Source organism: uncultured Acetobacteroides sp., from assembly GCF_963667355.2.
Classification (GTDB): Bacteria; Bacteroidota; Bacteroidia; order Bacteroidales; family ZOR0009; genus Acetobacteroides.
On record NZ_OY763328.2, the window covers coordinates 941,181 to 962,303 of the forward strand.

12 protein-coding genes are annotated in these 21,123 nt (G+C 46.0%); 9 read left to right on the top strand and 3 right to left on the bottom strand.

Going from position 1 to position 21,123, the window contains the following annotated elements:
* The first annotated feature begins 236 nt into the window (after positions 1–236).
* Together ACHZA1_RS03875 and ACHZA1_RS03880 are read left to right on the top strand one after the other, a co-directional pair.
* Positions 237–1,412, top strand: a complete 1,176-nt coding sequence (locus tag ACHZA1_RS03875; protein WP_320053921.1) for an MFS transporter — start codon at positions 237–239, stop codon at positions 1,410–1,412.
* Positions 1,413–1,529: 117 nt separating this feature from the next.
* A complete protein-coding gene (locus tag ACHZA1_RS03880) occupies positions 1,530–2,285 on the top strand; it encodes an SIMPL domain-containing protein (protein WP_320053922.1) in 756 nt (251 codons plus the stop codon).
* A 123-nt stretch (positions 2,286–2,408) separates the two neighbouring features.
* Here ACHZA1_RS03880 and ACHZA1_RS03885 read toward each other — a convergent pair whose 3' ends face one another.
* Both ACHZA1_RS03885 and ACHZA1_RS03890 read right to left on the bottom strand, forming a co-directional pair.
* A complete protein-coding gene (locus ACHZA1_RS03885) occupies positions 2,409–3,860 on the bottom strand; it encodes a DUF5723 family protein (RefSeq protein WP_320053923.1) in 1,452 nt (483 codons plus the stop codon).
* A 23-nt stretch (positions 3,861–3,883) separates the two neighbouring features.
* Positions 3,884–5,452 (bottom strand): hypothetical protein, encoded by a 1,569-nt coding sequence (locus ACHZA1_RS03890; protein WP_320053924.1) that lies wholly within the window; start codon positions 5,450–5,452, stop codon positions 3,884–3,886.
* A gap of 290 nt (positions 5,453–5,742) precedes the next feature.
* Between ACHZA1_RS03890 and pruA the strand changes: the two genes are divergently transcribed.
* On the top strand, positions 5,743–7,374 hold the full coding sequence (gene pruA, locus ACHZA1_RS03895; protein WP_320053925.1) for an L-glutamate gamma-semialdehyde dehydrogenase: 1,632 nt from the start codon (positions 5,743–5,745) through the stop codon (positions 7,372–7,374).
* A 531-nt stretch (positions 7,375–7,905) separates the two neighbouring features.
* Here the strand turns inward: pruA and ACHZA1_RS03900 are convergent.
* The gene (locus ACHZA1_RS03900) at positions 7,906–8,379 is read right to left on the bottom strand and encodes a hypothetical protein (protein WP_320053926.1); all 474 of its coding nucleotides are present in this window, start codon (positions 8,377–8,379) and stop codon (positions 7,906–7,908) included.
* Between the two features lie 429 nt (positions 8,380–8,808).
* Between ACHZA1_RS03900 and ACHZA1_RS03905 the strand changes: the two genes are divergently transcribed.
* The 6 genes from ACHZA1_RS03905 (at position 8,809) to ACHZA1_RS03930 (ending at position 21,078) form a co-directional block, all read left to right on the top strand.
* Entirely contained in the window at positions 8,809–11,685 is a 2,877-nt protein-coding gene (locus tag ACHZA1_RS03905; RefSeq protein ID WP_320053927.1) for a triple tyrosine motif-containing protein, read from the top strand.
* Between the two features lie 661 nt (positions 11,686–12,346).
* The gene (locus ACHZA1_RS03910; protein WP_320053928.1) at positions 12,347–15,523 is read left to right on the top strand and encodes a TonB-dependent receptor; all 3,177 of its coding nucleotides are present in this window, start codon (positions 12,347–12,349) and stop codon (positions 15,521–15,523) included.
* Between the two features lie 19 nt (positions 15,524–15,542).
* Complete coding sequence (locus ACHZA1_RS03915; RefSeq protein ID WP_320053929.1) at positions 15,543–17,093, top strand: RagB/SusD family nutrient uptake outer membrane protein; 1,551 nt, start codon at positions 15,543–15,545, stop codon at positions 17,091–17,093.
* A gap of 89 nt (positions 17,094–17,182) precedes the next feature.
* Positions 17,183–18,628 carry a PKD domain-containing protein gene (locus ACHZA1_RS03920; protein WP_320053930.1) on the top strand — a complete coding sequence of 482 codons (1,446 nt, stop codon included), beginning with the start codon at positions 17,183–17,185 and terminating at the stop codon, positions 18,626–18,628.
* A 96-nt stretch (positions 18,629–18,724) separates the two neighbouring features.
* Positions 18,725–20,233, top strand: a complete 1,509-nt coding sequence (locus ACHZA1_RS03925; protein WP_320053931.1) for a family 16 glycosylhydrolase — start codon at positions 18,725–18,727, stop codon at positions 20,231–20,233.
* 29 nt (positions 20,234–20,262) lie between these two features.
* Positions 20,263–21,078: a glycoside hydrolase family 16 protein gene (locus ACHZA1_RS03930; protein WP_320053932.1), complete on the top strand. Its 816-nt coding sequence runs from the start codon at positions 20,263–20,265 to the stop codon at positions 21,076–21,078.
* The last annotated feature ends 45 nt before the right edge of the window (positions 21,079–21,123 follow it).

Consider the following 21,123-nt stretch of genomic DNA (forward strand, 5'->3'; position numbering starts at 1 on the left):
AACGTAAAGACAAATGCATCTCAGCACATGCTAGTACGACATTCGCGGATATCTATTGCGTCTGCTATTCCTAACCTACAAATTGCAAACGCCCCCAATTAGGAAGTCTTATGCCAACGACTTCCCATATCCGCCAAATGCACACTTGTAAAACAAGAATACAACTTACACTGTTTCTATAGGGATCCCAATTTTCGAGAAAAAACAGGAAAGAAACCTTAAGGATTATAAAAGAGATGAAATCCATCACCCGCACCATCTGGATACTATCGCTTGTAAGCCTCTTTACCGATACCGCCAGCGAGATGCTGTACCCCATCATGCCGTTCTACCTAAGGTCGATTGGTTTTTCGGTGGTGCTGATAGGCATCCTTGAGGGAATGGCCGAGGCTACCGCTGGGCTGAGCAAGGGGTACTTCGGCAAACTCTCCGACATCAGCGGCAGGCGCGTCCCGTTTGTTCGGATAGGCTACGCGCTAAGCGCCATCTCCAAGCCCATGATGGCGATGTTCATCTTCCCGCTTTGGGTTTTCTTCGCCCGCACAACCGATCGCCTCGGAAAGGGAATTCGTACAGGAGCCCGCGACGCCATCTTGTCAGACGAAGCCACCCCTGAGAACAAAGGAAAGGTCTTCGGTTTTCATCGCTCGATGGACACGCTGGGTGCAGTGCTGGGACCATCGCTAGCGTTGCTCTTCCTCTACCTCCACCCCGAGAGCTACAAAACCCTATTCTTCATTGCATTTATACCTGGGTTGATTGCCATAGCCGCCACCTTTTTCCTTACCGAAAGGCATAAAGGCAGCATAACAAATGAAAGTAAAAGATCTACCTCCTTCTTTTCGTTTCTTGGTTACTGGAAGACAAGCCCAGTACTCTACCGAAAGGTCGTGGTTGGGCTTCTAATCTTTACGCTATTCAACAGCTCCGACGTGTTTCTGCTGCTCAAAGCAAAGCAGGCTGGGCTAAGCGACACCGCCGTAATAGGAATCTACATTTTTTACAACCTAGTCTACGCGCTATTCAGCTTTCCGGCTGGCATACTTGCCGACAAGGTTGGGCTAAAGCGGGTACTTGTTATTGGTCTTTTTATATTCGCAGCAACCTACCTAGGGATGGGGTACTTTACCCACATCTACGCCATCGCTGCCATGTTTTTTCTTTACGGCGTATACGCGGCAGCCACCGAGGGCATCTCTAAGGCTTGGATAACCAACATTGCCGACAAGAAAGATACAGCAACGGCTATTGGCACCTTCACCGGATTTCAGAGCGTCTGTACGATGTTGGCAAGTTCCTTAGCCGGACTAATTTGGTTTAGGTTTGGGGCAAGTACCACCTTTATTGTTACGGGCATTGCCGCAGCGATTGTTGCTGCCTACTTCTTTTTCTTTGTTAAGGAGAATCGCTAACATGTCTTTTCTTCACCAACTATACTTCTTCATCGTGGCAACGAACCATTGGCACTAAATTTGTGTTAAGATGCAGCATTGCTAAACGCTCAGTGTAATTTAAAAATGTAAGGTATTATGGAAAAACGAACCAGCATTATTATCGGCGCAGCCATTGTGGTTGGGCTAGGACTTCAAGCCATACTCTTGGGCAGCTCCATTCAGCGCTTTCGGAAGGAAGATCGCACCATCTCGGTTAAAGGCTTTGCCGAACGTGAGGTAAAGGCAGACTTCTCAGTTTGGTCGATAAAGACTCGCGTTGCAGGAAACGACCTCGCGTTGGGAAGCCGATCGATTGATGAGGCGAAGATCAAGGTGGTTAACTTCCTGCTTAAAAATGGAGTTAAGCCAAGTGAGATCGTTCAAAAGGATCTAGTGGTTAACGACCGAAAGGCACAGGAGTATAGCAACTATAACGAGGCAAGTGGATTCCGCTACCTTATTGACAAGACCATTCAGGTTCGATCCACCAACGTCGAAAACATCCAAAAGATTAGCCGAATGACCGACGAACTGCTGAAAGCAGGCGTAGTACTTACCAGCGCAAACGAGTATGGCGGCAGCTCTGTAAAATATGTATTCACCAAGCTCAATGATATTAAGCCCGACATGCTGTCGGAGGCAACCGTCAATGCCAAGAATGCCGCCATTCGCTTTGCCAACGAAAGCCAAACCAAATTGGGAAAGATGAAGCACGCCAGCCAGGGGATCTTTTCCATTGTTGACCGGGATGAGTCGCTCTCCGGACAAGCTGAAGGTGGCGGAGGTTCTGGCACGAATGACCTCTACAAGCGCATTAAGGTGGTGGTTGGCGTGGAATACTCGATAGAATAGCCTATCCGAATACTATAATAAAAGATCAACGGGATTACCCACATGGTAGGTAATCCCGTTGATGTATAATATGCGAGCAAACTCGATGAACGCAGCTCCCGCTCTTAAAAAAGACAAATGCTTTTAGTTCTTCGACTGAGCAGCCTGAGCGCCTTTCTTTACCCTAGAACCAAACTGAAGGTTAATACCAAACTGAAGGTTAAAGCTTCGAGTATACCCCGGAACCATCACAGAAGAGCCATCATCCGATTTAAGGTTAACCATTCTGGAGAGAATGTTGTCGGCAACCACGTAGAACTGAACAGGCTTTCCGCCAACAACCAAACCTGCCCCAAAGTTATTCATGCTTCGGTTGTAGATCGAATAGGTAAGCGTAAATGCAAGCACCCTAAAAGGTGTAGCATTAGCCGAAAGCGTTAGTGCAGGATCGAAATAGCTACCATAGAAACCTCCACGAAGAAGCGCACCACAGTTTAACCAGCTAAGCGCATTGTAGGTTGCCCCAAGGTAAACCTTCGTTTTTAACATCGTAGTAAACTTAGCATTCTCATCTGTTGGCTTAAACTTTGTCTTTAGCGTATCTGCAATAGCCTCCATTGCCTTATCAAAGTCAACATCGCCATTTTCATCTGGGGTGATGTCGGCCCCATTAAAGTCGTAAGCACCTTTCGAAACCAGCTTATAGCCGTTCTGCGACCATCGGATAAAGCCAAAGTCGTTAACGCTACCGTAGAATGTAAACTTATCGTCGAACTTGTAGGTTCCCCCAAAATCGACTCCCAAGCCGAGGTTCGAACCAAACTTATAATCCTTAGAACCATTGGTTCCCTCATCGTCAAAGCTAACGTCGTCGATTTTCCCTTCCGCATTGCGGGTAAACGACAGCTTAGGTGCCGACACAAACATCTCGGCGTCTACATTTATAGTTGACTTCGAAAAATCATCGGAGGTTACAATGTTCGCCTTAAACTTGCTGGTTTTTACAGCAGCCAAGCCATTAAGGATCTTAAGGCGCGCACCTACTGTCAACTTCTCGTTTACCACCTTCGAAAGACCTAAACCCAACTCTACATACGAAAAACCGTTAACCCCCATATCGTCAAGATCGATGGTTCGAGGACGGTTTGTTTCGAAATCGTAGTTACCATTCTTAAGATCGACAAGCCCCTTGGGATAATTGTATCCAACAGATGTTTTCGATGATATGTTAAAATGCCCGTAGAAGCTATTCACCCTAAAACCGAAAGAGAGCAAATCAATGTTATTATCCAAGCGGATAAAGTTCATCTTGCCCAAGTTCTTCGAAAGTCCGTTAACATCGAATACCAAGGAGTCCTTTTGCAAGCCGCTCCCCTTCTTTAGCACATCTACAAGCGAAAACGACGAGTTATTATAGGAGATCCCAATGTTCGAAAGCGCAGGAAACCCTACGTAGGTCGAAAATTCTGGATTGGTTGACGGGTTAAGGAATGTTGATTGGGGAACCCTTGTCATATAGTAAAGGGTTTTATCTTGCGCATTAACTTCAGCAATAGTAGCAACCAGCAATATAATAGAAAGTATTACTCTTCTCATCTCTTTATCAGTGTATTTTTAAACTATAGATTATTGAGGTTTGCCTGAATAAAGCCTACAACCTTAATGTCGACCTTGTAGCTGGCAAGCAGCTTAACCGTTTGCCCCGTGCTATTTCCGTCGGTATTCGCCGTTGATATGAACACGATTCTGTCGCCAGCTTTTAACTTCTGGATGCGTGCCTGATTGTAGGATACCTCAACCTTTGATTCGGTTGCGGCAACCACCTTCCCATTCTGGGTAGAAGCCGACTTAACATCAAAAGGTGCTGCGAAAACATTATCGAGAACATTACCTGCGGCATCAATAATTACGGCTGTAACCTTAAGGTTGAGAGGGAAACCGTTCTTGAACTGAAACTGCAGCTTCATCAGATCGATGCTCTTCGAATCCTTAACAACACTCGAAAAGTCATACGACGACGTATCCTTTAAAACAACATTCGACAACTTAACATCGAGAGGCAAATCGGCAGCAGCTCCAATGTAAAGCTTATCCTTAGTATTTATTCTGTTTGTCACCGCGGGAAGGCTGCTTGGGTTTGCAACCAAACTCCCGTTAAAGTTTAGCTTCTGAGGGAACTTTGCAAGAACACTCACCAAGTTTGAGCTTGGATCTATGGCTGCCTCGCTAAGCCTCACCTTCTCGACACCATATGTGGGCGAGTATATATTTATTGGTGAGGGGAGCCCTGTAATTCTGTAGGCTTGACCATCCTTGGTTGCCATTACTCCGCTATGCGAAAAGGCGAATGGTAGTACTGCCTGATTCCTAAAGATCAGCTTAACCTGAGGATTCTTTATGTCGAAGTCGCCAACGTTATCCACCATATCGCTAAAATCTAGCGGCAGAGAGTTATTCTGAAGCGGAATGCTGATTTGCCCTAGGTTGCCAACCAGCTCGCTAATCCTAAGCGAGCTTAACCCAAACGATAGCGTAACCTTATCGTTGGTGGTGCTGCTGCCCTGCTTGGTAATGGCATAAGTTATTTTGAAACTAATTTGCTTGCCGCCGGAGGGTTTTATCTTACACCCTGCAAGGCTTAAGCTCATACTTTGGTTAAACGATCTTTTCAGATTTTCGCCATTAGCATCTACGACATCCTGCGACTCGACAGTATAGGAGAACGACCCATAAAAAGTTGCGCTGCTGCTAATGGAAAGCAATCCGCCTTCGAGTAGCGCCTCAGTTAACGTTTGATCGGCTCTATCTAAGCTGATCGTAAAGCTAAAGGAAGTTTGCCCACTAGTAGTGCCCAGGGGAAACGAAATGCCATCGGGAGCAGCGATAGAGGTGCTGCCCTGCATGTCCTTTACAATGTTGGCGTACTTGCTAAACGTAAGCGAATCGAAGGTTTGCTTGTACACCAAGTGAAGCAGCTTATCGCCATCCACGTAGATGTATTTGGTGGTATCGCTGCTCTTAGGCAGCACCTGCTCTAGCGCAATAGAGCCACTGGCAATGGGAAGCGCAACCGACGAGGTTACATCAACCGACGAGGAAAGCTTATCAATGTTGTAATCCTCCTTAACACACGAAACGGAGGCTAAAGCAAGAAGAACTGCTACTAGCAAGCGGTTTTTTACGATCATACAGCCTTATTTTTTTACTTAACGTCCGCAAAAGTATACTTCGAAAACCACCTAACCGAGAGTGATTAACATAATTATCCACAATTTGTGTTCACTCACCGCTCATCGGACAACAAGAAAAAGAAACGCTAAGCAAAACATGAGACATCCGCAAAAAAACGTGCCCCCTGCCTCTACACCAAAATAAAGTAACCCACCACCCCATCAAAAAAAGAGCAGCAAAATCATCTTTGGTATTTTTAAATCTTTAACTTTGGTTTTTACAAATCACACAAACTTAATCTACCAGTATGAATAGTTCAGTATTTAGCTTCGAGAAGCCAAAGAACGAGCCTGTTCTAAGCTACGCGCCCAACTCGCCAGAACGCCGCGAGCTGGTTGCCGAACTCGAAAAGATGTCTTCTCAACAGATCGAAATTCCACTAATAATTGGGGGCAAGGAGATCAGAACGGGCAACACCGGTAAGGTTGTTATGCCGCACGACCACAACCATGTTTTGGCAACCTACCACTTGGCCGGCGAAAATGAGGTTAAGATGGCCATCGAAGCGGCCCTTGAGGCACGCAAGAAATGGGAGAAAATCTCTTGGATAGATAGAGCCTCCATCGCCCTTCGCGTTGCCGAACTCATCTCCAAGAAGTATAGGGCCGTTATGAATGCCGCCACCATGCTGGGCCAAAGCAAGAATGCCTTCCAGGCCGAGATCGACTCTGCCTGCGAAACAATCGACTTCCTTCGCTTCAACGCCTACTTCATGTCGCAGATCTATGCCGACCAGCCCATGTCGCCGACCACCGACGTGATCAACCGCATGGAGTACCGCCCGCTGGAGGGGTTCGTGTTTGCGGTTACCCCATTCAACTTTACCGCCATTGCCTCCAACCTGTGCATGTCGCCAGCTATTATGGGTAATGCCGTGGTTTGGAAGCCGGCTACCACCGCCATCCTATCCAACTACTACCTGATGCAGATCTATAAGGAGGCTGGGCTGCCCGATGGCATCATCAACTTCATCCCCGGAAAGGGGTCGGTTATTGGCAAGGAGATCTTCGCCCACCGCGAGTTTGCTGGGGTTCACTTTACGGGTTCTACCTCGACGTTCAACACCTTCTGGTCGGAGATTGCCAAGAATCTGCCTCACTACCGCTCGTACCCCAAGATTGTTGGCGAAACTGGAGGCAAGGACTTCGTGATGGTTCATCCATCGGCCGACACACAGCAGGTGGCCGTTGCGCTGGTTCGTGGATCATTCGAGTACCAGGGGCAGAAGTGCTCGGCCGCATCGCGCGCCTACCTGCCTAAGTCGCTGTGGTATGCCGTTAAGGATAGCATCGGCGAAATGCTGACCGAGATCAAGGTGGGCGATGTGCGCAGCTTCAGCAACTACGTCAACGCGGTTATCGACGAGGCGGCCTTCGACTCCATCACCAGCTACATCGAAAAAGCCCGCGACACGAAGCATGCCGAGATTGTATTTGGCGGAAGCTACGATAAGAGCAAGGGGTACTTCGTTGAGCCTACCGTTATCCTGGCCAACGATCCCCACTTCGTAACCATCGAGGAGGAGATCTTCGGGCCGGTGCTCACCGTTTACGTGTACGAGGACGACAAGTACGAGGAGACGCTGGAGCTGGTTGACACCACCTCGCCCTACGCGCTAACCGGATCGATCTTCTCGAACGACCGCTACGCTACCGAGGTGGCCTTCGAAAAGCTGAAGTATGCCGCTGGCAACTTCTACATCAACGATAAGCCAACCGGTGCCGTTGTGGGACAGCAGCCCTTTGGCGGCGCACGCGCTTCGGGAACCAACGACAAGGCGGGTAGCTACCTCAACCTGATCCGCTGGACCAACCCCCGCTCGATTAAGGAGACCCTAAATCCACCTACCGACTATAAATACCCATTCCTAGCGGAATAAGAACTTCTGTTAAGGGCTCCTTCGGGAGCCCTTTTTACTTCCCCCCTACCCCAATTACCCACCAGCATTAGGCATCACAGGTAGCCGACGATGTATTTGGGGTATATCGGAATACAATCGAGGCATCTTTGACCTGCACTAGAGGCATGTCAAAGATGCCTCGACCGTATATCGGTCCCCCATGATGTACATCAATAATGCCTCAAACGTATCTTTGATATACATTAAGGGTATATCAACAATACATCGAACGTATATCAGATATACATTATGGGTATATTAAAGATACATCGAAGGTATATCCGATATACATTGATGGTATATCAAAGATACCTCAAAGGTATATCAACAATACATCGAACGTATATCCGATATACATTAAGGGTATATCAAAGATACCTCAAAGGTATATTGGAGATACCTTAAGGATGCTTCGAGATGGATTTTAACGGTAGCGGAGATACGGAAGAACGCCCTCGGCGGCGTACCCAACCACCCAAAGCAGGGCCTAGAGCTGCCCCCAAGCCAAGGCTACTTCTCGGCAGCCTTCTTACGGCCACCCGAGAACTGCTTCTTTAGGTCGTCGTAAATAGCCGAGGCGCTAGGGGTATTGCCCAAAGAGGCCAGCTTAACCGAGCGGTAGAAGGAGATGCAGGCGTTGTAGATGTCGGAACCCAACAGCAGGTTAGTATCCTTAATCCCTTGAAGGAGTACCTCCATCTTATCGATACGAGGGTTTAGCATCAGGTGAGTCTCCATGTCGAGCCGCAGCTGCCCGACATCAACAAACGAGGGGGTCAGCTCCGCGTTGTTGGCGATGTAGCCAGTGGCCTTGTTCACCCAATTCTCCATGTTGTACCTCACGCGGCTGTACTGCCTGCGCTGCTTGGGGGTAAGGCTTACCATCTTTTTTTCGAGCACCTGCTCGATGGTGGCCAGCGCACCGTCGAGTGCCGCCACCTCGTCGGGGGTAAAGGTGATTTTAGCGAGGTTGTCCTGTATCATAGCGTAGCAAGTTTGTAGGTTATGCGTTAGCGGGTAGGCTTCTACCCAAAAACGAAGATACACAATATCCGCTTCGGTTTAGCATCAGCGAGCGAGATAGAGACCCTGTTGGGCAGAGGCGGTTCCCATAGACGAACGGAGATGGTCTTTTACAGGTGAGGCCGATGCCGGATGCATGGCGAAGCATCGCAGCTCTCGCGCATCGTGACCATTTTTTGATGCTCATGGCAACTTTTTTCACGCTCCGTACTACCGTTTTACGCCTGCTACCACACCCGACGCTTTTAATTTGAAACGAAAAAGGTGTCAAATATTTGTAGAAAGTTACCGAATTAAATACTTTCACACCGTTTAGCTTCTAGCGCTAGGCAACTATCTGCACCACGAATATTCGAGATGCCTACATATAAAGCAATACAACCTAACAAAATGAAGAAGACGGCAACACTCCTCACGCTACTGCTCGCCCTGCTGGGCAGCAGCATATACCCAGCCCTTGCGCAAGGCTCGCTGGCGGGCATTCCCCGAATCGTAAGCTACAGCAAATCGATGTACAAGGGGGGCACCCAGAGCTGGATGTTCACCCAATCGGCCAACGGCTTCATGTACGTGGCAAACAACGACGGGCTCCTCGAGTTTGACGGCAAAGAGTGGAGCATCTACAAGGAGCTGCACGTGCTGAACAGGGCCGTACTCTACAGCAATGGCCGGATTTACGTCGGCGGATTTTGCGACTTCGGCTACTACTCGGCCAACTCGCACGGGGTGCTTACCTACAAGAGCATCACCCCCAAGCTGCGCCGGAAGTTCTACTTCAGCGACATCTGGAAAATCCACGAGCTAAACAACGAGATCTACTTCCAATCCAACGAGGCAATATTCAGGTATACCGGCAACCGCATCACCATCATCAAGGCCCCCTCGCGCTTCGACTTCTCGTTCATCGCCAACGGCAGGCTATTCGTAAATGATGCGGCGAAGGGAATCCTCCTCCTCGAAAAGGGGAAGCTGATGCCGATTGACCCCAAGCGCAAGGTCATAACCCGACAGCTCTCGGGGGTTTCCATGCTCGACTCAAAGCGATATCTCATATCAACCATCGACAAGGGGCTGTTTATTTACGACGGCCATACCATTTCGGAATGGGTCATCCCCGCCTCCAACATGCTGAAGGCGTACCAGATCAACTCAGAATGCAGAATTAACGGGTACCATGCAATAGGGACAATCCTCAACGGCCTTTACATTATTGATAGCCGGGGCAAAATCGTGCTCCACATCAACAAGAATCGGGGGCTGAGCAACAACACCGTCATAAGCATCGGGAAGGATGCAGAGAACAACATCTGGCTAGGGCTCAATAATGGCATCGCCAAGGTTGAGTTCAACTCCTCTCTAAGCTACATCGGGAATTCCTTCAACATCGAATCGGTGTACACCTCAAGCCTCCTGAATGGGATGCTGTATATCGGGACCAACTCGGGCCTATACAGCATAAGCTGGAACAAGTTTTTAGATCCGATGAAGAGCGAGAGCGACTTCAAGCTCGTACCCGGCTCGGAAGGGCAGGTCTGGAACCTAACCCAAGTGGGGGGCACCCTCTTCTGCGGGCACAACAACGGGGTTTATGCGGTATCGAATTCTAGGGTCACGGAGGTTAAAGGAGTTAGAGGCGCTTGGCTATTCATCCCAATCAACAAGGAGAAGACCAAAGTGCTCGTTGGCCACTACTCCGGCATAGCCGTCATCGAGAAGGTTGGCGCCCAATGGAAGTTCGTCAACAACATATCGGGGTTCAACGAGTCGTCGCGCTTTATTGAAGTTGACGACAACGGATACATCTGGGTGAGCCATGGGTACAAGGGAATCTACAAGATCAAGCCCAACAAGGAGCTCACAAAGTTCACCGCCATCGAATTCTACGGCACCCGCAGCGGCCTTCCATCCGACAAGGACAATAACATTTGGAGGATCAACGGTAAGATAATTGCATCAACCCAGAAGGGAATCTACGAGTACAACCCTTCACGAAACCTCTTTACCGCAAGCTGCTACTACAACAAACTCATCCCCGAGACTTCAATGATCAGCTACATGAAGCAGGACGAACGCGGAAACATTTGGTACTACAAGAACAACCAGCTTTCGGTATTAAGGCTTCAGGAAGATGAGAAATACGCAAAAATAAGTAGCCCATTCTACCCCTTAACCAACCACAACAACATAACCTTCGAATACATAGCCAGCCTTCCCGATAACACAACCCTAATTGGAACTGAAGATGGCATTGCTCTTTACGACCCCATGGCAAGCAAGGGCAACTCAACCCAATTTAAGGTTATAACTAAGAGCATTAGCGCTAAAGGCGAAACCTTTTCATACAGCTTCACTCCAAATCTATCGGTAAGAATTAAGCATAGCAACACGCCTATAACCATAAAGGCCTCCGTACCCTACAAAAACAACGATGCCGTACAGTACTCCTTTAAGCTCGAGGGATTTGATGACGAATGGTCGCAATGGAGCGACAACAACCACAAAGAATACATGAACTTAAGCGAGGGTGAGTACAAAATAAGGGTTAGGGCCAAAAGCATTAATGGAGAAATCCGCGAAGCAGAGACAAAATCGCTAACCATTCTTCCTCCATGGCATAGAACAATTTACGCCTACATCATTTACCTTATCCTGCTGCTGGCTATTGTGGTAAAAATCAAGAAGCGATACTACCTCAACATCGAGAAGTCGAGAATGCATGGTGAGGAAAAGCAGAAGTTGAGGTTTAAAGACCGGGAGGAACAGCTCATAAAAGACGCCCTGCAGTCGGAGAATGAAATGATTCGAATTAAGAATGAGAATCTACAGGAGGTGATGAAGCGCAAAGAGCGCGAACTTGCTCTTTCGACAATGCACATCATCCAAAAAAACGAGATGATCAACAAGATGAAGTCAGAGCTTTCAAAGTTACAATCCAACACCACCGACAAAACGGTAAAGGAGAAGGCAAGTAACATCATCAAAAAGATATCAAAGGACATCGATAATAAATCGGACTGGAAGATATTTGAGATGCACCTAGAACAAATCCATGAGGATTTCATGAAGCGATTGAAGGTGAAATATCCAGATATTACCTCGCGCGAGCTTCGGCTTTGCGTATATCTAAAGATGAATATGTCGTCTAAAGAGATTGCAACGCTTATGAACATCTCTCCCAGAGGCGTAGAGATTAGCCGCTATAGGGTAAGGAAGAAGCTGGGTTTGGAACGCGCCGAGGGTCTTTCAGAAATACTAATGGAAATATAGATTTCCTAGTAAGCCTTACATACGAGCAAGAATCAAAGATAAATTCCTACAACAAGGGTAATCCTTATTGTAGGAATTTATCTTTTAAAACAGCCCCTCATCATCAGAGAGGCTTGTATAAAAGTAACGAGGAGATTTCTTCATTAAGAACAAAGACCACAAGCAATTAAAGCCCCATTAATGGAGTAACAATAGTTACAGAACATGGCAGACAAGACACCTCCCCTTACAAGGTAATATAGAACAGTATCTTCAGTAGGCAAAACATGATGAGCAAAATCCCCAGCAATCCGCCCTCTACCTCCGCTAATAGTAAGCGTCCATATAATGCGAGGGAAAATGGCAAACAAGGAAGCACCAGCAGTGGCATTGATTAAGAAAAAGGCTCCCATACAATCAAAAAAAAACGGAGTTGTTATTTTACAAAAATTTCAAAACACAGAGTCGAAATGACATAATTTCAAAATATTTCGCAAGATGTGTTTTCAAGACATCATCTTTACTACTATTCAAATATTTAAACATCCATATGATGTATTTAAGATGAGTTGCAAAAATCGATTTGATGAATTTTTGAAGTAACACTTATTAACACTAAAAGGATTCATTAAGATATATTTGCCCGTGATTTAAGATTAAACCAACTAAAATCTAGACCTGAATGAAACAAAAAATTCACTTGACAATTTGGTTGCTCCTTGCCTTTACCTTGCAGACATATGCGCAGGGTAAGATAACAGGTAAGGTTACATCGGCCAATGATGGGCAACCTCTACCAGGGGTTTCTGTTGCAATTATGGGTAGTACCAGAGGGGTTACTACCAGCATAGATGGCATGTATTCTATAGAAGCGAAGAAGGGCGAAACGCTCATTTTTTCGTCTATTGGGTACGAGACTTACAAGGAGATTCTTACTGGCCAAAAGGCGATAAACGTAAGCCTAAAAGAATCGAACCAAAAGATCGACGAACTAGTGGTGGTTGGCTACGGTATTCAAAAGAAAAGCGTAGTAACAGCAGCCATCAGTAAGGTATCCGCCGAACAGCTGAATACCTCCAAGCCTTCGCGCGTAGAGGATGTGTTAAAAGGAAAGGCTTCGGGTGTACAAATCACTCAAAGTTCGGGACAGCCAGGATCTGACTCTAAAGTGCGTATCCGTGGTATTGGTACCATTAACAACAGCGAACCTCTATATATTGTAGACGGCATGGCAGTAGATGGAGGAATCAACTACCTAAACCCAACCGACATTCAATCGGTAGAAGTGCTAAAGGATGCAGCCTCATCAGCCATTTACGGGGCACGCGCAGCCAACGGCGTTATCCTTATCACCACCAAGAATGGACAAAAAGGGAAACCCACCGTTAGCTACGACGTTACCTACGGTTGGCAAAATCCTTGGAAGGAGAAGTCAGTTCTGAATGCAACCGAGTACATGAACATCATGAACGAGTCGCTTGTTAACGATGGGAAAGCGCCTAGATATACTGCTGAGCAGATAAAAAGTGCAGGTACTGGTACCAACTGGCAAAAGGAAACCTTTAACTACGATGCTCCCGTACAAAGCCACCAGGTTAGTGTATCGGGAGGAACCGACAAGGGCACCTACTTCCTTTCATTTGGCTACTACGACCAAGAAGGTATTGTTGGAGGCAACTACAACAAATCAAACTACAACCGCTACAGCATTCGTTTAAACAGCAGCTACAACCTGTTTGAAGACAACAGCCGTAACTTTCTTAATAAGCTAAGAGCTGGCACTAACGTTGGCTACTCGCGCAGCAAGTCGTCGGGCATCGAAACTAACTCAGAGTATGGCTCTATACTAGGTAGCGCCGTTACATTCTCGCCACTTGTTTCGGTTTATGCCGACGATGCTACTGCCGCCGAAATCCTAGCCCAGCACCCATACGCTGTAAAGGATAAAAACGGCAAGGTATTCTCGACTCCGCCTGCAGGCTTCCAGGAACTAGCCAACCCAGTTGGTATGCTCAACCAACCTAATGGCAGTGTTAACAACGACGATAAGTTTGTTGCCAACTTCTGGGGCGAACTAGACATATTCGAAGGGTTGAAGTTCAAGTCGAGCTTTGGGGCAGACCTAGCCTTTTGGGGTTACGACGACTATTCCTTCCCCTACTTCTTGGCCACTCAAGGAAAGAATCAAGACTTCAGTACCGTTTCGAGCAACATGAATCGTGGCTACAAGTGGCAGGTTGAAAATGTGCTTAGCTACAGCAAGTCTTTCGACAAGCATAACCTTACCGTTGTTCTTGGCCAATCTGCCCAAAAATACACCTACAAAAATATTGGAGGCAATTTTAGAGACCTTCTAGAAACCGATCCAAACAAAGCAGTGATAAACTACTGCATTGCCGACCAAAAATTATCTAAAATTAACGGTGGAACAGGTGGGTACGACAACACCACGCTTGCCTCATACTTTGGCAGGCTAGATTACAACTACAACGAGCGCTACATCCTACAAGGTACCGTACGCCGCGATGGCTCATCTAACTTCGGATCTGCCAACAAATGGGCCATATTCCCCGCATTCTCGCTAGGATGGAACATAACCAACGAAGAATTTATGCAAAATCGCCCAACATGGTTAAGCCAGTTAAAGTTACGAGCAGGTTGGGGTAAGAACGGTAACGAGCATATTGGAGGATTCCTTTACACCTCGCTTATGCAGGGCGGTCAGAACTACTACTTTGGTGGATCGTACCAACTAGGGACTCTACAAAAGGTTGGGGAAAATGGAGGAATGATGCAGTATGGAAGTTCTCCTGCTCGTATAGCAAACCCTGATATTAAGTGGGAGGAATCGGAACAAGTAGACCTTGGCCTTGACGCACGCCTCTTTAGCAGCAAGGTAAACCTTGGCTTTGACTACTTCAAGAAGAAAACCAACGGCATGTTGATGTACATTCCCATCCCCGATTACGTGGGTATGGCAGCCCCAATGGGCAACGTTGGCGACATGGAGAACTGGGGACTTGAGTTTGAGTTGGGTTACAAAGAAAAGATTGGAGACGTAAACTTCTCGGTTAACGCCAATGCAACCTACCTAAAGAATAAGTTAGTAAAGTTAGGCAACGCCTCTGGCGAGTCTATTCTCCAAAATGCAGGTGCTTCGGGACTTGGATCGTACGTTAAGGAGGAAAATGGTGAAATATTCCCATTCTTCTACGGTTTTAAAACTGATGGTATTGCACAGAATAAAGCACAAGCCGATGCCTATAATGCCAAGTACGGAGAAAAAGCTCAAGCTGGCGACGTACTATTCCACGACCTAAATAACGACGGTAAGATTACAGATGCAGATAAAACCAAGATCGGTAAAGGTATGCCCGATTGGACCTATGGTCTCTCGCTTAATGCAGACTGGAAAGGCATAGACCTAGCCCTATTCTTCCAAGGAACTCTGGGCAACGACATATTCGACTTCTCTCAACGCGGCGATATACCAGCCATGAACCGTCCATCTTGGATCCTTGATCGCTGGATTGGCGAAGGAACCTCAAACAAGCTTCCACGTATGACCATTGAAAACCCCAACGGAAACTGGCGTTCTTCGGATCTTTACATCAAAGATGGTTCGTACCTGCGTCTAAAGACCGCTCAATTAGGCTATACCCTTCCACTAGGACTTACCAAAAAGGCATCAATCCAACGTTTACGCCTATTTGTATCGGCCGAAAACCTTATTACCATTACTGGATACGATGGATTTGACCCCGAAGTTGCTTCTGGCGATTATACAACCATTGGTATCGACCGTGGCATCTACCCACAATCTAGAACCATTTCGGTTGGTGCAAACATCACGTTCTAATCCGCAAATAAGAAGAATCATGAAGAAATATAGCTTTATAGTTTTACTCATGGCTGCGGTGGCCTTCACCTCGTGCAGCGAAGAGTTTCTCACCTCGAACCCTACCGAATCTCAAGAGGCAGGTGGACCAGCAACAGAGGGAGCCATTCTTTCGAACTTGGCAGCAAGTTATCAGCCGTTGCTCTTCGATAGCTACGCCAACAACAACTACAACAGCATCGTACTAATGTCTGATCTGCAATCGGATGACATCTACAAGGGCGGTGGTGATGCCGGCGACCAGCACCAACTCTACCTACTATCTCAGTTTAACGCCACACCCCAAGAGCAACCATCGGGCCTTTGGAACATCTACTTCACTGGTATTGCCCGCTGCAACAATGCCATCATTGCCTGCAGCAAAGCTGTTGGAGTAACAGAGGCAAAGGTTAACCAATACAGCGCAGAAGCCCATTTTTTACGCGCCTACTACACCCATCTTCTGTGGAAATTTTGGGGCTATATTCCATACTTTAAGGAACCACTAAAAGCACCATACCTTGCCAAGCAAATGACTAACCCTGATGATATCTACAAGGAAATCATGGAAGACTTAGACTTTGCAATTGCTGGAGATAAGCTCCCCATGTCGGTTAGCGGCAGCGACCAAGGCCGCATCACTAAAGCAGCAGCGATGATGCTCAAAGCACGTGTGGTGATGTACCAAAAAGATCAAAGCCGATATACTGAGGTTGCCAAGAACATGGCTGCTATTATTAAAAGCGGCGATTACGTCCTAATTGACGCATCAAGCATAATCTCAGGAGAAACCAGCACTCCTTTTGCAGCAATGTGGAAGAATAACTACGAATTCTGCAAGGAAAATATCTTTGAGGTCAACCACCTTCCCGAAGGCAAAACATGGTCAAGCGGATGGCAAGGCTACGGCACCAACCTTCCTGCGTTCATCTCGCCAAACGGACTTGCTGGCAAAGAGATTGGAGATTTTCAAGGAGGTTGGGGATTTGCTCCTGTACGCGTTTCCTCTTGGAATATCTTCGAAGAGGGAGATACCCGCCGCGAAGGCTCTATAAATCATTTCGAAGAAGGTTACACAGCCCGATTCCAAAACACAGGCTACTTTCTTGCCAAGTACGCTGCTCGTAAGGGATATAACCCCCAAGGGGACGTTGACCTCAACTACTGCAACAACCTTCGAATCTTCCGCTATGCAGAAACGCTACTTAACTATGCAGAATTGGTTGTTATGAATGGACAATCTGAAGTCGATGGAATTACTGCACAATGGTGCCTTGACCAAATAAGAAAGCGTGCATTCGGAACCGACAAGTCAATTCCTGTGACTGCAGCAAACATTAAGTTAGAGCGTCATCGCGAGTTTATTGGCGAAGGCATGCGCTACTGGGATTTAGTACGTTGGGGCGATGCAGCCACTGTGCTAACCGAATCGACACCTCTTAGCACCCGTACTTGGAATGAGAACAAGAAATACCTCCCAATTCCCCAGTCTGAAATAGATAAAACCAAAGGGACTGGAGAATACGAACTAAAACAGCTTAGCAAGTACTAGTAAAGTACTTCTAACAAAGTAAATCATTAGTTTAACGAAGAATCCTCTATCTCAACCATAGAGGGTTCTTCAACCAAAACATAAAACGAATGAAAAACATTCTCAAAATAGGAATTCTCGCCCTGTTGTCGATAATGACAATGGTGGCTTGCGATCCACAGGAAGACAATGACTACTCGTTGGGCAGACTTCCGAACGCCAGCGAGTTATCGTTTACAGCAACTCCCAGCGCTGCAAATGCAAACATCATCGAATTTAAAAACACCTCGAAAGTGGCAGGTGTTACAACATGGAACCTTGGAGAGGGAACATCACTTAAGGGTGAGAGCGTAAGTAACGGTTATCCATACAAAGGAACCTATACCATCACTATGACTCTTTACACCACTGGAGGGGCTGTTTCTACCACATCGCAAATTACTATTGCCCAGGACAACCCCTCGCTGCTAAACACGCCAAACTTTACCGCACTAACAGGTGGTCCTACTAAACTAGAAGGTAAAACATGGGTGTTCGACCAGTATGTGTCAGGATACTTTGGTCTCGGACCAGCAGACGGTGCTACCGCTTCGTGGTGGAATGCAGGCCCTGACGAAAAAGCAGGTTCTAGCCTTTTCACTCAAGAGTTCACCTTCATTCAAGACGGACTTAAACTAGTATGGAAGAACAATGCCTACATCTACACCAATGGTGCAGGTAAGAACGCTCTTCCTCCCTCAAACTTTGTAGAAAACCCTGGCGGAGTAGGCGATTTCGACGTTGCTTACACTCCAAAGAACAACCTAACATTCTCCCTCAACGAGGCCACTATGACGCTGACACTTAGCGATGGTGCATTTTTGGGGCACTATGCGGGAACATCGGAATACAAAATTGTAAAGCTTACGGACAATGAACTTTACGTAAGATGTAATAGCAAAGTAGAACCAAGCAATGCATGGTACTACCGTTTTATTCCAATAGAAAAGAGGGTTAAACCAGTGATTCCTATTAAGGAGAAGCCACTTGCTGAAGATTTCGAGAAAACCGTACCAGCGGTAAGTTTTACTAGCGAAGCTATGGGACTTCTGACTTCAGCATCGTACTCCAACCCAGCACCTGTTCCAGTCGACACTTCGTCGAAGGTTTTCCTATACCAAAAAAGTAACGATTTCTACAGCAACGTCTATTACAAGACTAATGGCTATAAGTTTGACCTCACCAACCAACACAAGGTAAAACTTAAGGTGTATATTCCTTCGTACAACGACTACACAAAAGACAATAGTACAGCTGGTAACTGGATTAAGAATGCGAAGCTTCGTCCTCAAGTATCCGTCAAACTACAGGATAGCAGCCGTGGAAGTAGTTCTTGGGAAACTCAAACAGAGATTATTAAAGATAACCTTCCTACCAATACGTGGATTGACCTAGAGTTCGACTTTAGCATAGTTAGTACAAATAAGAACTACGATAAAATCGTAATTCAGTTTGGCGGCGAAGGACATTCTGGAACAGGAATCTTCTTCTTCGACAACTTCGAGTTTACTAAATAGTTTTTTCAAAGGACAGTCCTCTTCTTTGAGGATTGTCCTCCCTTTAAAACAAAGAATCTAATGCGCATCAAGGCCTACCTGCAAATAGTACTTTTCATGGCAATATCAGTAGTTTCCTCCTGCAAATCTGAAAAAGATAAGGCAACTCCTTTAACTATTGATTTCACAACAACCATCGATGGTACAACCCCAAACGAGGTAAAACTTAACGCCAATATTAAAGGAAACTACGATATTATCCGATGGAATTTTGGTGATGAACAAACTCTATCAGGAGAAACGTCCCCAACTCACACTTACATACATAAAGGCACTTACAAAATTACACTTTCCGCATGGAAAGGACTGACAGAGTTTAAATGCGAGAAAGAAATTGTTATAGAGAAAGACATACTAGACTTAGATTTTTCGCTAACGCACAACCCTAACAACAATAATACTATTGATTTCAAGGCGATCTTAACTGGCAGCTATGATAAAATCACATGGAACTTTGGCAATAATACAACCTCAGACAATATTAAAGAAACATCAGTCACCTACCCCTACGCAGGCACCTATACAGTAACTCTTTCGGCTTGGTCGCACGATGTTGAATTTAAGGCAGAAAAAACTGTAACCATTAGCAAGGATATCGTCAACCTCGCCATCGTATCCCAAAAAGTTGACAAATCTAACGGGCATAAGTATAAACTAAAAGCCCTAGTTGATGGGACTTACAGCAATATCAAATGGTCGATAAAAGGCAAAGAAATAGCAGGCACTACGGAAACAGAAGCATACTTTCCCTTTATGGGCACTTATACCGTTATACTAACAGTAGACACCGAAAAGTACTCATTTAAGAAAGAGGAAACTTTCACCATCTCTAGTGACGATCCTAATTACGTCGACAACCTTAAACTAGCGTGGTCCGACGAATTTGATGGAACATCTATAAATCAAAACAACTGGAAATTTGAAACAGGGGCTAGTGGTTGGGGCAACAATGAACTCCAAAACTACACAAATGGCGAAAATGCCTCGGTAAGTAATGGGATGCTCACCATAACCGCTCGAAAAGAGAACGACACCCACAAGGTGGGCTCCTACACCTCAACCCGTATGGTAACAGCAGGAAAAAGAGACTTCCGTTACGGTAGAATAGAGATACGTGCAAAACTTCCTAAGGGCAAAGGCACCTGGCCCGCCATTTGGATGCTTGGCTCCAACATTGGTTCTGCCGGATGGCCTGCTTGTGGAGAAATAGACATTCTAGAGCATATTGGGAGTAATCCAAGTATGGTACAAGCAGCCATTCATACGCCTTCGAGTTATGGTGCCACCATAAACGTTAAGCAACAAAACTTACCCGATGCTGAAACCGAGTTCCACAACTATGGATTAATATGGACCGAGAAATACTTGAAGTTTTATATCGACACCCCCGATAACGTATTCTACACTTATAGCCCTTCTGTTAGGAATAGCAGTACTTGGCCATTCGACAAGCCCTGCTTCTTTATCATGAACATTGCAATAGGCGGCAACTTAGGCGGCGAAATAGATGACTCCATTTTCCCTCAAAATATGGTAGTAGACTACGTTAGGGTTTACCAAGAATAACAGTAGAACAATAAAAGACATTCACAATCATGAGTAGATTCGCTACCTTAACATTGACCTTTATGCTAATATACTTTAGCGCTTATGCTCAAGATAACAACATAAAAAAACAACGTCCCCCTTTAATGCATGGATACAAGTTACTTTGGTCTGATGAGTTCAACAAAGACGGTACACCTGACCCCAAAATCTGGACTATCGAAATCGGTGGACATGGCTGGGGAAATAACGAGCTGCAATACTACACTGACCGCAAAGAAAATGCAGAAGTTAAGAATGGCCATTTAGTCATTACTGCAAAAAAAGAGGACTATCAAGGTAGCAGATTCACTTCAGCCCGACTTATAACCAAAGGGAAAAAGGATTTTACTTATGGAAGAGTTGAAATATCTGCAAAACTACCTGATGGGAAAGGTACTTGGCCTGCAATATGGATGCTAGGTTCTAACATAGATACGACTCCATGGCCTGACTGCGGCGAAATTGACATAATGGAACATGTAGGTTTTGATATGAACAGAGTTCACGGTTCTATTCACACCAAGTCGTATAACCATCCTGCCCAAACTCAAAAAACTGCCAACATTTTGGTGGATGATGTAGCAGGTAAATTTCATGTATATGCTGTAGAATGGAGCCCCTTGTGCATCGACTTTTACGTTGACAACCAACTATATTTCAGTTATCAACCCAACGAATACACACCAAGTAAATGGCCTTTTAACAATCCTTGTTTTATCATTTTCAATTTAGCCATAGGCGGAAACTGGGGTGGAACTGTCGACGAATCTTCCTTTCCCAAAAGAATGGAAATAGACTACATTAGAGTTTATCAACCAATATAAAAGGGAATAGCAGCACGATCCTTATTGTATTCATGCGATAGAAAA

Coding starts and splice junctions, on each gene's coding strand:
- ACHZA1_RS03875 (WP_320053921.1), top strand. CDS start 237: ATGAAATCCATCACCCGCACCATCTGGATACTATCGCTTGTAAGCCTC.
- ACHZA1_RS03880 (WP_320053922.1), top strand. CDS start 1,530: ATGGAAAAACGAACCAGCATTATTATCGGCGCAGCCATTGTGGTTGGG.
- ACHZA1_RS03885 (WP_320053923.1), bottom strand. CDS start 3,860: ATGAGAAGAGTAATACTTTCTATTATATTGCTGGTTGCTACTATTGCT.
- ACHZA1_RS03890 (WP_320053924.1), bottom strand. CDS start 5,452: ATGATCGTAAAAAACCGCTTGCTAGTAGCAGTTCTTCTTGCTTTAGCC.
- pruA (WP_320053925.1), top strand. CDS start 5,743: ATGAATAGTTCAGTATTTAGCTTCGAGAAGCCAAAGAACGAGCCTGTT.
- ACHZA1_RS03900 (WP_320053926.1), bottom strand. CDS start 8,379: ATGATACAGGACAACCTCGCTAAAATCACCTTTACCCCCGACGAGGTG.
- ACHZA1_RS03905 (WP_320053927.1), top strand. CDS start 8,809: ATGAAGAAGACGGCAACACTCCTCACGCTACTGCTCGCCCTGCTGGGC.
- ACHZA1_RS03910 (WP_320053928.1), top strand. CDS start 12,347: ATGAAACAAAAAATTCACTTGACAATTTGGTTGCTCCTTGCCTTTACC.
- ACHZA1_RS03915 (WP_320053929.1), top strand. CDS start 15,543: ATGAAGAAATATAGCTTTATAGTTTTACTCATGGCTGCGGTGGCCTTC.
- ACHZA1_RS03920 (WP_320053930.1), top strand. CDS start 17,183: ATGAAAAACATTCTCAAAATAGGAATTCTCGCCCTGTTGTCGATAATG.
- ACHZA1_RS03925 (WP_320053931.1), top strand. CDS start 18,725: ATGGCAATATCAGTAGTTTCCTCCTGCAAATCTGAAAAAGATAAGGCA.
- ACHZA1_RS03930 (WP_320053932.1), top strand. CDS start 20,263: ATGAGTAGATTCGCTACCTTAACATTGACCTTTATGCTAATATACTTT.